The organism is Saccharopolyspora dendranthemae (assembly GCF_007829955.1).
In the GTDB taxonomy this organism is placed as follows: Bacteria; Actinomycetota; Actinomycetes; order Mycobacteriales; family Pseudonocardiaceae; genus Saccharopolyspora; species Saccharopolyspora dendranthemae.
In genome coordinates this window covers 145762-159493 of sequence record NZ_VIWX01000007.1, presented here as the reverse complement: position 1 = coordinate 159493, position 13732 = coordinate 145762, and the positions used below count along the sequence as shown (strand labels likewise).

Genomic DNA, 13732 nt, shown 5'->3' with positions numbered 1-13732 from the left:
CAGGTGGATGGCTCAGTCACGCCCCAGATGATCCTCCGGATACGGGGTGGATGGCCACCTCGGCCGCCTTGATCACGAACCACACCTCCTCACCTGCGGAGATGCCGAGCTCGGCGACGGCCGCCGGGGTGACGTCGGCGGACAGACCGGTGCCCGACGGGCCGGTGGCGCGCACGCGCACCACGTCACCGCGCGGTTCCAGGGCCGCGATCCGCACCGGCAGCGCGTTGCGGGGGCTGCCGCTCGGACGCTCGCGGTGCACCGCCACGGCCGCCGGGGCGAAGACCGCCCCACCCGGCTCCCGCGCCGTCATCTCCTCGACCACGCGGCCGCTGATGATCTCCTCGCCGACCTGCACCCCGCCGTCGATCGAGGTCCCGGTCAGCAGGTTGAGACCGGCGAGGCGCGCGGTGAAGGCCTCGCGCGGGCGGGACAGCACCTCGCTCGTCGGTCCCTGCTCGACGACCTGCCCGTCCTGCAGCACCAGCAACCGGTCGGCCAGCACCACAGCGTCCAGCACGTCGTGGGTGACCAGCACCGTCGGCATCTCCTGCCTGCGCAGCACCTGGTGCAGCAGGCCGCGCATGGCCGGGGCGGCGTCGACGTCCAGCGCGGCGAGCGGTTCGTCGAGCATCAGCAGCCGGGGTTCGGCCGCGAGCGCGCGGGCCAGCGCGACCCGCTGGGCCTGACCACCGGAGAGCCGCGCGGGGCGACGTCCGCCCAGGTCGGCGACGTCGGTCTCGGCCAGCCAGCGCGCGGCGATCTCCCGCGCGCGCGACTGGGTGGCGCCCGCGGAGCGCGGGCCGAAGGCGACGTTGTCGCGCGCGGTGAGGTTGGGGAACAGCAGCGCCTGCTGGGCGAGCAGCCCCACTCCCCGCCGGTGCGTGGGGACGTTGATCCGGCGTTCGGTGTCCAGCCAGGTGGTTCCACCCAGTTCGACCGCGCCGCGATCCGGCAGCAGCTGCCCGGCGAGCACGGACAGCAAGGTCGACTTCCCCGCGCCGTTCGGCCCGAGCACCGCCAGCACCTCGCCGGGCGCCACCGCGAAGTCCGCGCGCAGCGAGAACTCCGCGCGGTGCAGCTCGACGTCCACCCGCAGGTCGCTCACAACCGTCCCTCCACCGCTCTCGGCCGGGCGATCACGATCACCAGCAAGGCGACCACGACCAGCAGCAACGACATGGCCACCGCTGCGTCCACATCGGACTGCGCGGTGGTGTAGATGGCCAGCGGCAGGGTCCGGGTGCTGCCCTGCAAGCTGCCCGCGAAGGTGATCGTGGCGCCGAACTCGCCCAGCGCCCGCGCGAAGGTGAGCACCAGGCTCGATCCCAGGGCCGGCAGCAGCAGCGGCAGCGTCACGCGCCGGAAGGCGAGCCACGGGCCGGCTCCCAGCGTCGCGGCGACCTGCTCGTAGCGCCCGCCTGCCGTCCGCAGCGCGCCTTCGAGCCCGACCACCAGGAACGGCATCGCCACGAAGGTCTGGGACAGCACGACCGCCGCCGTCGTGTAGGGCAACCGGATTCCGGCCACCGCGAGCACGCCGCCGAGCGGACCCGTCCGCCCCAGCAGGTACAGCAGCGCCAGGCCGCCGACCACCGGCGGGAGCACGAGCGGCAGCAGCACCAGCGCCCGCACCACCCGCAACCCGCGCATCTTCGAACGGGCCAGCACCACCGCCAGCGGCACCCCGAGCACGGCCGCGAGCGCGGTCGCGATCAAGCCGGTGAGCACCGACAACCGCAGCGCGTCCAACGCGGACGGACTCAGCAGCAAGCCCGGCAAGCGGGCCGGTTCCACGCGGGTGAGCAGGCCGGCGACCGGCAGCACCACCAGTGCCAGAGCGAGCGCCGCAGGCGCCCACAGCACTGCGGGCACCTGCGGCGGATGACGTCTGATCACGGGACGTCGAAGCCGTGCGCGCCGAGCACTTCGCGCCCCGCCGGGCCGCGCACGAACGACACGAACTCGTTCGCCGCCTCCGCCTGCTGGGAGTCCTTGATGGTGGCGACCGGGTAGTCGTTGACCACCTGCGGCGACTCCGGGAAGTCGATCGCCTGCACCTCGTCGCCCGCGGACTTGGCGTCGGTGACGTAGACGAGCCCCGCGTCGGCCTCGCCCGCGACGACCTTCTGCAGCACCTGCTTGACGTCGTTCTCCTCGCTGACCGGCCGCAGGGCGACGTGGGCGGCCTCGGCGACGGACCGGGTGGCGGATCCGCAGGGCACCTGCGGGGCGCAGGTGACGAGCTTCGTGCCCGCGAGGTCGGCCAGCGAGGCCACGTGCGCGGGGTTGCCGGGCGGCACGACGAGGGTCAGCCGGTTCGTGGCGAAGGTCTGCGGCGGCGAGACCAGGTCGGCGACCTTGGACATGTTCTTCTCGTCGGCCGAGGCGAAGACGTCGGCGGGGCGCCCCTGCTTGATCTGCTCGGCCAGCGTCGAGGAGCCCTGGTAGTCGAACTCGACCTTGACGTCCGGGTGTTCGGCAGTGAACCTCCGGCCCAGCTCGTCGAAGGACTCGGTCAGCGACGCCGCCGCCAGCACCGTCACCGTGCGCTGCTGCGCCGGATCCTGCTGCCCCTGACCCGATTCCGCCTGCCCGCACCCGGCGAGCAGGGTCAGCGCGAGCACCGCGCCCGCGATCATCTTGAGCTTCGACATTCAGCCCTCTCCCGGTGTCTCCACCACGACGTTGGTCGACTTGACCACTGCCACCGCGAGCGAACCGGGCACCAGGCCGAGTTCGCGCACCGCCTCGGTGCTCATCAGCGACACCACCCGGTGAGGTCCGCATTGGATCTCCACCTGGGACATCACCTTGTCCGAGACGATCTCGGTCACGAGCCCGACCCAGCGGTTGCGCGCCGAGCGCCCGACGGACGACGGGTCCGGCGCCGACCGCGCCTGGTCCCGGGTGAACTCGGCGAGCGCGGCTCCGTCGACGACCAGCCGTCCGGCTGCGTCGCGCTCCGCGGGCAACTGCCCGCCGTCGACCCAGCGGCGAACGGTGTCGTCGCTGACGCCGAGGAGCGAAGCGGACTCTGCGATCCGATAGTGCGGCACGAGCCAGACCATACTTCCGCAACTGCGGGGAAACTAGGGCTTTCCCGTCCGCGAACCAGGATCGTTAACTCCGGCCGCACCACTGATGACCAGGCATCTTGCACCGTCCGATTTGCTCCGCACGATCGAAAACCGTCGGTCCGAAGAGATAGGGTCGAGTTGTGAACGCGGTGGACCTGGGAATCCCGTTCGTGCGCCGCACGACCGACACGTCCGAACGCCCGGACACGCAGCAGCTGGTGGACCGCTTCGGCAGAGTGGCGACGGACCTGCGCGTCTCCCTGATCGACAAGTGCAACCTGCGCTGCACCTACTGCATGCCCGCCGAAGGGCTGCCGTGGCTCAAGCGCGACGAGATGCTCGACACCGACGAGATGAACCGGCTGATCCGGATCGCCGTCGAGGAGCTCGGGGTCAACACGGTCCGGTTCACCGGCGGCGAACCGCTGCTACGGCAGGACCTGGTCGACGTGATCGCCGCGACCTCGTCACTGCCCAGCCGGCCCACGACGTCGCTGACCACGAACGGCATCAACCTCGGCGGTTTCGCCGAGAAGCTGGTGACGGCCGGGCTCAACCGGGTCAACGTCTCGCTGGACACCCTGGACCGAGCGGTCTTCAAGGAGTTGACCAGGCGCGACCGGATGCAGGACGTGCTCGACGGGCTGGCTGCGGCCAAGACGATGAAGCTCGAGCCGGTCAAGGTCAACGCCGTGCTGATGCGCGGCGTCAACGACCACGAGGCGCCGGAGCTGCTGCGCTTCTGCATCGAGCGCGGCTACCAGCTGCGCTTCATCGAGCAGATGCCGCTGGACGCCCAGCACGGCTGGGAGCGCTCCGCGATGATCACCGCGGACGAGATCCTGGAGCTGCTGGGCGCGGAGTTCACGCTCACCCCGGACGTCGCCGAGCGAGGTTCGGCACCGGCCGAGCGCTGGTTGGTCGACGGCGGCCCCGCCACGGTGGGCGTGATCGCCTCGGTGACGAGGCCGTTCTGCGCGGCGTGCGACCGAACGCGGTTGACCGCGGACGGACAGCTACGCTCGTGCCTGTTCTCGACGACGGAAACGGACCTGCGCGGCCCCATGCGCGAAGGAGCCACCGACGACGAGCTCGCCCGGCTGTGGCAGGGCGAGATGTGGGCCAAGGCCGCCGGCCACGGGATGGATTCCGGCGAGTTCGCCCAGCCATCAAGGCCGATGAGCGCAATCGGGGGTTAGCGGAGATGACCGCGGTGTCGGAGCAGAACGCCGGTCCGGCGAGGAGTTCGGTGTCGGTGCGGGTCCGCTACTTCGCCGGTGCCCGCGCGGCGGCCGGTCTGCCCGAGGAAACGGTGACGCTGAACCGTCCCGGCGGCAGCGCGCCCACCGTCTCCGATGCCATCGCGGCGGCGCTCAACGGGCGCGGCGAGAAGCTCGCCGAGGTGCTGCCCGCGTGCAGCTTCCTCCTCGACGGCGTGGCCGTGCGGGACCGCAGCACGCCGATCTCCGAGGACGCCACCCTCGACGTCCTGCCGCCGTTCGCAGGCGGCTGAATCCTCCGCTGAGCGGAGACACTGCTTCTTCTGCGCGCGTGCGGGTGCGCGCGTAATACAACATGGCTTGGCGTGTCGTACAGCCTCGTCCAGGTGACTTTTCCGTTGATATTTCGCTCATTGGATCTTGGTCGCCGGAGCCCCTCCGGAGCCCGCCGCTCGGTCGCCTGAACGCCACCTGTTCCAGCGATCGAACCGGACACGCTCCGTCGCATTTCGAATACGAGACGTATTCGCAATAGGCCACTCGCGCTCACCTCTCCGCGCGTGATCCACGCCCGCTCGACGGTTGGTAACCGCGTGACGGGGGTTCCCCAGTGGGAGCATCGAGGTGACCCAAGCCTCACTTACGGTGATCGATATCAGGCCGGAAACGGTACGATAACGACGCTCTGATCAGCGAAAATGATCGGGATCGCCACCCCGTTTGCCGGTGTTACTGTGACCAGCGTCACATGGTCCAAGATTTCCGATCTTCGGCTTGGTTACGTAGTGTCGCTCCTCGGTCGGCCCCGAACCGATCAGCAAGGAACTCGAGAGCCCGTGGCGCTGAACCTGTCCAGCGGGCTCTCACCCCGAAAACGAAACAAGACCGGACAGGAACGAGGGACATCTCAGGGCGCCCCGAATGCCCAGAGATGCCGCCGGCTCCCCCGAGACCGGCGGGCGCGGACCCGGCTCCTCCCCGAAGGAGCCAGACCAGGGTTCGACCCGAGGCGCGGCAGGAGAGAGGGACATGTCCAGTTACAAGGGCAAGCACCGCAAGCCTTCGAGTACCAAGCGCAATTTCGCCCGGATCGCCGTTGCCGGCGCTGTGGTCGCCACCCCGATCGCGATCGCCGCTCCCGCCAACGCCGCGGACTGGGACTCTCTCGCCAAGTGCGAGAGCAGCGGCAACTGGAGCGCCAGCACCGGTAACGGTTTCTACGGCGGTCTCCAGTTCACCCCGTCCACCTGGGCTGCGTACGGCGGTACTCAGTACGCCAGCAGCGCCCACAACGCCACCCGCGAGCAGCAGATCGCCGTCGCGGAGAAGGTTCTCGCCTCCCAGGGCAAGAACGCCTGGCCGGGCTGCAGCGCGAAGCTGAACTGGACCAGCGGCTCGACCAAGTCGAGCACCAAGACCGAGACCACGCCGAAGAAGAAGACCACCACGACCAAGACCAAGTCGACGGTCAAGGCGGACGGCGCGGACTACACCGTCAAGACGGGCGACACGCTGGGCAAGATCGCCCAGGAGTTCGGTGTGAACTACCAGGACATCGCCGCCAAGAACTCGAGCGTCATCAGCGACCCGAACATGATCTTCCCGGGTCAGCAGCTCGACGTCAGGTAAGACGCGCACGGTCAGGCATCCCCCAACGCTGACCGGCAAGAGGTACGTGCCGTCTCCCCCGACACGGCACGTGCTTCGCCACGAAACCCCCTTCGCCGCACTGCCCCCAAGCGGCGGAGGGGGTTTCTGCTTTCTCCGTTTCGCGGTGCGGGAACGACCGAACCCGTCAGGCAAGCACCGAAGGTGCTTTCGCCTTGCCCCACCCGAGCAACCGGCACCGCCGCGGGTTCTGACACGTCTTCTGGGGAGGACAGCCGAAGCGCCGCGGATCCGTTCATGCTCAAGTCTCGGATCCCGGACCCAGAAGGCGTGTCAGGTTCCGCTACCCGCACCGCCACGCAAAGCGACCACAGATCAGTTCCCCACAGCTCAGGGGCAGTTGACCCATTCTTCGGTGTTGTCCTCGAAGACCTGGCGCTTCCAGATCGGGAGCCGGCGCTTGACCTCGTCGACGAGTTCGGAGCAGGCGTTGAAGGCTTGCTTGCGGTGTTCCGCGGCGACCGCGCAGCCGAGCGCCACGTCGCCGATCTTGAGCAGGCCGACGCGGTGCGAGACCGCGATGGCGCGAACGCCCTCGAAACGCCCGGCGATGTCGGCCGCGACCTCCTGGATGACGTCCTGGGCGCTGGGGTGCCCGGTGTACTCCAGCTCGAGAACGCCCCGGCCGCCGTCGTGGTCGCGAACCACTCCGCCGAAGGTCACCACGGCTCCTGCCGCGTCGTGCTCCACCGAGCGCGCCAGCGATTCGACGTCGATGCCCTCGTCGACGACGTCGGCTCGCAGGACCTCTGCCGCGGAACGAGCGGGCGCCGCAGCGGAACCGGGGTGGTCGCCGCCGTGGAGCTGGTCGACGGCGTGGTCGAGAACGCCTGCGAGGACGCCGAGCCCGTCCTTGACGCCTCCGCTGGACCCGGGGAGGTTCACGATCAGCGTGGACCCGCCGACCCCGGCCAGTCCCCGGGAGAGGACGGCGGTGGGGACCTCGGGCAGTCCGGCGGTGCGGATGGCCTCGGCGAGGCCGGGGATCTGGTGGTCGAGGACCTGCGCGGTGACCTCAGGCGTGCGGTCGGTGGGGTTGATGCCGGTGCCACCGGTGGTGATCACGACGTCCACCCCGCCGTTGACCGCGGTGCGCAGCTGGTCTCCGACGGGGTCGCCGTCGGGCACCACGAAGGGTTCGGGGGTCTCGTACCCGCGCTCGCGCAGCCACTGCACGATCACGGGACCGGTGCGGTCCTCGTAGATCCCGGCGGCGGCGCGGTTGGACGCGGCGACGACTCGCGCGGTCCTCGTCATGGAGACCTCCCGTGAATGGCCCGATCCTGGTGCAACGGCGGTGAGCGGCGGTTTAGTCCGTGTTGTGGAATGCGGCGGGAGCCGCTGTCCCAGGTGCGGGACTCAGCTCGCACCGCCGCGCGCAGTGGTTCCTAGTCCGCGTCGGTGCGCTGCCAGAGGCCGGTCTTGCCGCCTTCCTTGCTCTCGACGCGGACGGCGTCGAGCACTGCGCCGGGGTCGACGGCTTTGATCATGTCGTGCAGCGCGAGCCCGGCGACGGCGACCGCGGTCAGGGCTTCCATCTCCACGCCGGTGCGGTCGGTGGTCTTGACCGCGGCGGTGATCCGGACGTCGGTCTCGCCGAGTTCGAGCTCGACCTTCGCGCCGGAGATCGCGATCGGGTGGCACAGCGGGATGAGGTCCGGTGTGCGCTTGGCGCCCATGATCCCGGCGAGGCGGGCGGTGGCGATGGCGTCGCCCTTGGGCAGGCCGTCGCGCCTCAGCAGGGCGATGACCTCGGCGGTCGTGCGCACGATCCCGCTGGCGACGGCCCTGCGGGCGGTTGCGTCCTTCTCGGACACGTCGACCATGCGCGCGGCACCGGCCGCGTCGACGTGCGTGAGCTCCTCCTGCGCCATCCCCCGAGCCTAGAGGACCGCCTCCCCCGACCGAGTGGAGGGAAGTCCGGAGCGGGGACGGGTGCTCCCCGTCCCCGCCGCGGGGATCAGAAGTCGAGGTCTTCGGCCATGCTCCAGGGCAGGGAGGAGCCGCCGCCGGAGGTCGCTCCTGCCGGTTTGCCCGCCAGGGCGGCCTTCTTCACGGCGTCCGCGACGGCCGGTGACACCGCGCTGTCGAACACGCTGGGGATGATGAAGGAGGCGTTGATCCGGTCGGAGTCGACGACGTCGGCGATCGCGTTGGACGCCGCCAGCATCATGTCGTCGGTGATCTCGCGGGCGTGCGCGTCGAGCAGACCGCGGAACATGCCGGGGAAGGCCAGCACGTTGTTGATCTGGTTCGGGTAGTCGCTGCGCCCGGTGGCCACGACGGTCGCGTGCTGCTGAGCGGCCAGCGGGTCGATCTCCGGGTCCGGGTTGGCCAGTGCGAACACGATCGCGTCGGAGTTCATCGTCGCCACGTCGTCCGCGGACAGCAGGTTGGGGGCGGAGACGCCGATGAACACGTCCGCCTCGCGCACCGCGTCCGAGAGCGCGCCGGTGCGGCCCTCGTTGTTCGTGGAGGCGGCGATGTTCTGCAAGTTCTCGTCGGAGTCGCCGCGGCCGGAGTGCACGATGCCGTTGATGTCGACGGCGATGATGTCGGCGGGCGTCTTGTTCTGCAGCAGCCGGATGATCGCCGAGCCCGCCGCGCCCACGCCGCAGACCACGATGCGGCAGTCGGTGATGTCCTTGTCCACCACGCGCAGCGCGTTCCGCAGCGCGCCGAGCACGACGATGGCGGTGCCGTGCTGGTCGTCGTGGAACACCGGGATGTCGAGCTTCTCGCGCAGTCGCGCCTCGATCTCGAAGCAGCGCGGGGCGGCGATGTCCTCGAGGTTGATGCCGCCGTAGACGGGTGCGATCAGCTCGACGGCGCGGATGATCTCCTCGGTGTCCTGGGTGTCCAGGCAGACCGGCCAGGCGTTGACGCCGGCGAACTTCTTGAACAGCGCGGCCTTGCCCTCCATGACCGGCAGCGCGGCTTCGGGACCGATGTTGCCCAGGCCGAGGACGGCGGAGCCGTCGGTGACCACGGCGACGGCGTTGCGCTTGACGGTGAGACGCCGTGCGTCGTCGGGGTTCTCGGCGATCGCGGTGCACACGCGGGCGACGCCGGGCGTGTAGGCGCGGGAGAGGTCGTCGCGGTTGGCCAGGGCGACGCGGGAGTTGACCTCGATCTTGCCGCCGAGGTGGACCAGGAACGTCCGGTCGGAGACCTTGCGGACGCGGACGCCGGGCAGCGCTTCGAGGGTTTCGGTGACCTCGCCCGCGTGGTCGGCCGACAGCGCGTTGCAGGTGATGTCGACGACGATGCGGTCGGCGTGCGACTCGACGACGTCGAAAGCGGTGATCACGCCACCTGCGCGACCGATAGCGCTGGTCAGGTCACCGGCGGCGGTCGTCGACGGCGGAGCCTCGACGCGAACGGTGATCGAGTAACCAGGACCTGGAACCGGCATGGGTGCACCCCTGTCGAGCGAACGGCTGTGGACGTGGGTGCCGTTCCCCAGCAGCCCGGTCCAGGCCGCTGACTTCAGATCGCCCGAACGTTGCGCAAGCCCTTCAGGCCCGCTAAGCGACCGGAACTTCACCCAGCACGAAAAAGCTTAAAACTTTCCCGATTGTGAGCTAGATCCGGTGGGTTACCCACGGGTCAGTCTTGACAGAGCGCGTCCGGAGGCGCCGGTGTCGACGCCGAACCGGCACCCGGCCGGTTCGGCGACAGGCCTCACTTGTTGATGACCGTGACCGGGTGCTCGTACGGGACGGCGTCCTCGTTCAGCGGGAACGCGGTGTCCCCGAACGGCGACAGGGCGCCCTGCTTGTCGGCCACCAGCTCGCTGACCGGGTGCTCTCCGGCACCGGCCTGCGGCCAAGTCGGGTCGATACGGTCCTTGTTGGTCTTGCCGGCCACGTCGTCCTCCTGGGCATTCCGGCTGCGGGCACCTCCAGTTTGCCGGATCGGAGCGATCGAACTCGCTCAAGGGTGTCCGAACTTGCACAACTCGTTCGCAGCGCACGTGGCCCGCGCCCGCGGAACCGCTCTCCCGAGCGGATCTCGTCGTGATCAGCAGCGCTGCGCGGCGGAGCCGCACCCGAGCTCTGGGTATCGTGGGTGTGATGCCTCCAGTGGGAAATTGGCTTCGCGATCGAAGCGATGAGCAGCTCCTCGCCCTGCTGCGCGCCCGTCCGGACCTGGCGACCCCGCCGCCCGCCGATCTGTCGGTGCTCGGCTCGCGGGTCGCCCAGCGCTCGTCGGTGGCCCGCGCCTGCGAAGAGTTGGACTCCTTCGCGCTGAGCACGATGGAAGCGCTGGTGCTGCTGGACGCCGACGAGGGACCGGTCAGCCTGGACGCGGTCGCCGAACTGCTGGGCAGCGAGGTCACCGTCCAGCGGGCCAGGCGGACCGCGAACGCGCTGCGGAACCTCGCGCTGGTGTGGGGCGACGACGACTCGCTGGAGATCGCCGGAACCGCCCGCGAGGTGCTGCCGACCTTCCCCGGCGGCCTGGGACGACCGGCCGACGACCTGACCGAGGCGACCGCGAAAGCGGCGCTGGCCGACCTCGACGAGGAGGAGCGCAGGCTCGTCGGCAAGCTCGCCGACGGCTCCCCCATCGGCCGCACCAAGGACGCCTCCGCCCACGTGCCGCTGGATCGCGCGACGAACCCGATCCAGCGTCTGCTGGCCAAGGGCCTCCTGCTGCGCCGCGACACCGAGACCGTGGAACTCCCCCGGCAGCTCGCGCTCGCGGTGCGCGGCGACCAGCCGATGGGCACCGTCGAACCGGAGGAGCCCGCCCCCGAGCTCACCCAGTCCGACCGCGAGCGGGTGGACAGCACGGCCGGTGGTGCCGCGCTGGAGCTGCTGCGGCACGTCGAGGAGCTGCTGCTCGCGTGGGAGTCGGATCCGCCGGACGTGCTGCGTTCGGGCGGGGTCGGCATTCGCGACGTGCGGCGCACCGCCAAGGCGCTGGAGGTCGACGAGCAGCGCGTGTCGCTGCTCGTCGAGGTGGCCGTCGCCGCCGGGCTGCTGGATCGCACCGAGGACTCCGAGCCGCACTGGCTCCCCACGATCTCCTCCGACACCTGGCTGGCTTCCCCGGTCGAGCAGCGCTGGGCCGCGCTGGCCGCCGCGTGGCTGGAGCTCCCGCGGCTGCCGGGCCTCACGGGCGCCCGCGACGAGAAGGACCGGCTGATCGGGCCGCTGTCGGACGAGCTGAGCCGGCCGCTGGCGCCGAAGGACCGCCGTCGCATCCTCGACTACCTCGACGAACTCCCCGGCGGCTGCGGCGCCCGCCCGGACGACGTGGCGGGCGTGCTGGCCTGGCGCGCACCCCGGCACGCCGGCCGGCTGCGCGACGACCTGGTGCGCTGGACGCTGACCGAGGCGACCGCGCTGGGCGTGGTCGCGCTGGACGCGATGACCACCGCCGGTCGAGCGCTGCTGTTCGACGGCCCTGCCGAGGCCGGTCACCGGCTCGGCGAGGTGCTGCCCGAACCGCTGGACCACGTGCTGGTGCAGGCGGACCTGACCGTCGTCGCACCGGGACGGCTGGAACCGGACCTGGCGACCGAGATGAAGCTGGTCGCCGACGTCGAGTCCGCGGGCAGCGCCACCGTCTACCGGGTCGGCGAGAGCAGCGTCCGCCGCGCGCTGGACGCCGGTTACAGCGCCGACGACCTGCACGCGCTGTTCCGCGACCGGTCGAAGACGCCGATCCCGCAGGGCCTGACCTACCTGATCGACGACGTGGCCCGGCGCCACGGCAAGCTCCGCGCGGGAACGGCAGCAGCCTTCCTGCGCTGCGACGATCCGGTCGTGCTCGCCGAGGTTCTCGCCACGCCGGCGAGCGAGGAGCTGGAGCTGCGGCGCATCGCGCCCACCGTCCTGATCAGCCCGCTACCGCTGGCCGACCTCGTGGACGGGCTTCGCGCGGCGGGGTTCGCTCCGGTCGCTGAAGGTGCCGACGGCAGCGTGCTGGACCTGCGGGCCGGCGGGCGCCGCACCCGCGGCAAGGCACGGCAGCGCAGTGCGCACGGTCCGCCGGTGCCGAGCACCGAGCAGCTCGGCTCGCTGGTCACCCAGCTGCGCGCCAACGACATCGCCGGGTCCGCCCGCCGGGGTCGTTCGGTGGTTCCCGAGCGCGGGCGCCCGAGCGCGGAGGCGACGCTGGCGCTGCTGCGCGACGCGGCGACCGAGAAGCGCAGCGTCTGGCTGGGTTTCGTGGACACCCACGGCGTCCGCAGCCAGCACGTGGTCCGCCCGGTCACCGTCGGCGGCGGAATCCTGCAGGGAGTCGACGCCGCGAACGACGAGCTCGGCAACTTCCCGCTGCACCGCATCACCTCGGTCGCCCTCGTCGAGGACTGATCCCGCTCACGGTGCGGCCGTGGCCGCGGGATTCAGCCCGCCGGCCGGGACGACGCTACTGAGACGTCGCGAGGCGCTGGCGCATCGCGTGCTCGACCAGGTTGATGAGGGCCTTCTTCGTCGACTCGCGGTCGCGGGCGTCGACGGTGATCATCGGGACCGACTCGGCGATGGTCAGGGCCTCGCGGACGTCCTCCAGGCGGTGGTGCGTGAGGCCGTCGAAGGTGTTGACCGCGACGACGTAGGGCAGCCCGCGGTCGTCGAAGAAGTCGATCGAGGCGAACGCGTCCGCCAGCCTGCGGGTGTCGACGAGCACGACGGCACCGATCGCACCGCGCACCAGGTCGTCCCACATGAACCAGAAGCGGTGCTGGCCGGGCGTGCCGAACAGGTAGAGGATCAGGTCCGAGTCCAGCGAGACGCGGCCGAAGTCCATCGCGACGGTCGTGGTGACCTTGCCCGGCGTGGCCGTGAGGTCGTCGACGCCGACGCTCGCTTCGGTCATCACCGCTTCGGTGGTCAGCGGCACGATCTCGGAGACCGAACCGACGAACGTCGTCTTCCCGACGCCGAACCCACCGGCGACCACGATCTTCGTCGAGGTCTTCTGGTTGCTCGGCTGCTGCGACCGGGGATCAGAGCCTTCGAAGCCCACTGAGCACCCTCTCCAAGAACTCCATGGACGGCCGATCACCGACGACCATGCCACTGTCATGAATCAGAACCAGCCCGGTATCGGCCATGTCGCCGATGAGCACCCGCACCACGCCGAGCGGCAACCGCATGTGAGCGGCGACCTCGGCGACCGAGCGGGCGTCCAGGCACAGCTCGGAGATCGAGCGGTGCTCGGGCCGGGATTGGGTCGCTTGGTTGCGACCGCGTTCGCTGGTGCTTACCAACGTCTCGATAGCAAGATCATAATCGGTGCGGGTGCGCCCCCGAGTGCGGGCGTAGGGCCGAACGAGTGAACCGCCGCTGTCCTCGGCTTCCATGTCGTCCATCGCCGGGATAGCCGGCATCGAGCCGGAAATCGACGGCATGGAATGGGAGATCGGCGACATCGACTGGGAGATGGACGGCATCGACACCGACGGCGGACCGCTGTCCGGACGTGGGCGCGGAGCCGGGGTCCCGCGATCGGACGATCCCCAGTTGTCGGCAGCCGCGCGGGGGTCCTGCTGACCCCACCCGTCGTGCTGGGACTGGGCACCACGCCCGCCCGAGGAGGTGTCGCCGTATCCGCCGGACCCGAACAGGTCGGCGCCCGGCCCTCCGAACAGCGCGCGGTCGTACCCGCCGATGGACTCGTTGCCCTGCCCGGACGGGGTGTCGTCGACGAAGTCGTCCTGCCAGGACTCCGCGCTCAGCCGCTTGTTGTAGAGGCGGAACAGGTCACCGTCCCAGCTGGGCTCGGAACCGGCGTTCATGATCAGCT

The 13732-nt window shown here is 70.4% G+C and carries 14 protein-coding genes; 4 read left to right on the top strand and 10 right to left on the bottom strand.

Going from position 1 to position 13732, the window contains the following annotated elements:
- Nucleotides 1–16: 16 nt before the first annotated feature.
- From FHU35_RS27440 to FHU35_RS27425, 4 genes are read right to left on the bottom strand one after another with little or no spacing between them, the layout of a single operon-like run.
- Nucleotides 17–1108, bottom strand: a complete 1092-nt coding sequence (locus tag FHU35_RS27440) for a sulfate/molybdate ABC transporter ATP-binding protein (RefSeq protein WP_145744984.1) — start codon at nt 1106–1108, stop codon at nt 17–19.
- Entirely contained in the window at nt 1105–1875 is a 771-nt protein-coding gene (locus FHU35_RS27435) for an ABC transporter permease (protein WP_145745407.1), read from the bottom strand. Before FHU35_RS27435 ends, FHU35_RS27440 begins: the two co-directional genes overlap by 4 nt.
- Nucleotides 1876–1895: 20 nt before the next feature.
- Nucleotides 1896–2657 (bottom strand): molybdate ABC transporter substrate-binding protein, encoded by a 762-nt coding sequence (modA, locus tag FHU35_RS27430; RefSeq protein WP_145744981.1) that lies wholly within the window; start codon nt 2655–2657, stop codon nt 1896–1898.
- Entirely contained in the window at nt 2658–3071 is a 414-nt protein-coding gene (locus FHU35_RS27425; RefSeq protein ID WP_425474188.1) for a TOBE domain-containing protein, read from the bottom strand.
- A 149-nt stretch (nt 3072–3220) separates the two neighbouring features.
- Between FHU35_RS27425 and moaA the strand changes: the two genes are divergently transcribed.
- From moaA to FHU35_RS27410, 3 genes are all read left to right on the top strand, one after another.
- Entirely contained in the window at nt 3221–4279 is a 1059-nt protein-coding gene (gene moaA, locus FHU35_RS27420; protein WP_186459646.1) for a GTP 3',8-cyclase MoaA, read from the top strand.
- A 5-nt stretch (nt 4280–4284) separates the two neighbouring features.
- Nucleotides 4285–4593, top strand: coding sequence for a MoaD/ThiS family protein (locus tag FHU35_RS27415; protein ID WP_145744977.1), 309 nt, complete (start codon nt 4285–4287; stop codon nt 4591–4593).
- Nucleotides 4594–5329: 736 nt separating this feature from the next.
- Nucleotides 5330–5929 (top strand): LysM peptidoglycan-binding domain-containing protein, encoded by a 600-nt coding sequence (locus tag FHU35_RS27410; protein WP_145744975.1) that lies wholly within the window; start codon nt 5330–5332, stop codon nt 5927–5929.
- Between the two features lie 369 nt (nt 5930–6298).
- Here the strand turns inward: FHU35_RS27410 and FHU35_RS27405 are convergent, their stop codons facing one another.
- The 4 genes from FHU35_RS27405 to FHU35_RS27390 form a co-directional block, all read right to left on the bottom strand.
- Nucleotides 6299–7225, bottom strand: coding sequence for a molybdenum cofactor biosynthesis protein MoaE (locus FHU35_RS27405; RefSeq protein ID WP_145744973.1), 927 nt, complete (start codon nt 7223–7225; stop codon nt 6299–6301).
- A 131-nt stretch (nt 7226–7356) separates the two neighbouring features.
- Nucleotides 7357–7842: a cyclic pyranopterin monophosphate synthase MoaC gene (moaC, locus tag FHU35_RS27400; RefSeq protein WP_145744971.1), complete on the bottom strand. Its 486-nt coding sequence runs from the start codon at nt 7840–7842 to the stop codon at nt 7357–7359.
- An 86-nt stretch (nt 7843–7928) separates the two neighbouring features.
- Nucleotides 7929–9383 (bottom strand): NAD-dependent malic enzyme, encoded by a 1455-nt coding sequence (locus tag FHU35_RS27395; RefSeq protein WP_145744970.1) that lies wholly within the window; start codon nt 9381–9383, stop codon nt 7929–7931.
- A gap of 269 nt (nt 9384–9652) precedes the next feature.
- Nucleotides 9653–9838, bottom strand: coding sequence for a hypothetical protein (locus tag FHU35_RS27390; RefSeq protein WP_145744967.1), 186 nt, complete (start codon nt 9836–9838; stop codon nt 9653–9655).
- Between the two features lie 206 nt (nt 9839–10044).
- Between FHU35_RS27390 and FHU35_RS27385 the strand changes: the two genes are divergently transcribed.
- Nucleotides 10045–12297 carry a helicase-associated domain-containing protein gene (locus FHU35_RS27385; RefSeq protein ID WP_145744965.1) on the top strand — a complete coding sequence of 751 codons (2253 nt, stop codon included), beginning with the start codon at nt 10045–10047 and terminating at the stop codon, nt 12295–12297.
- Between the two features lie 55 nt (nt 12298–12352).
- Here FHU35_RS27385 and FHU35_RS27380 read toward each other — a convergent pair whose 3' ends face one another.
- Together FHU35_RS27380 and FHU35_RS27375 are read right to left on the bottom strand one after the other, a co-directional pair.
- Nucleotides 12353–12952 (bottom strand): GTP-binding protein, encoded by a 600-nt coding sequence (locus FHU35_RS27380; protein ID WP_145744963.1) that lies wholly within the window; start codon nt 12950–12952, stop codon nt 12353–12355.
- Entirely contained in the window at nt 12933–13724 is a 792-nt protein-coding gene (locus FHU35_RS27375) for a DUF742 domain-containing protein (protein ID WP_145744961.1), read from the bottom strand. Before FHU35_RS27375 ends, FHU35_RS27380 begins: the two co-directional genes overlap by 20 nt.
- Nucleotides 13725–13732: the final 8 nt, after the last annotated feature.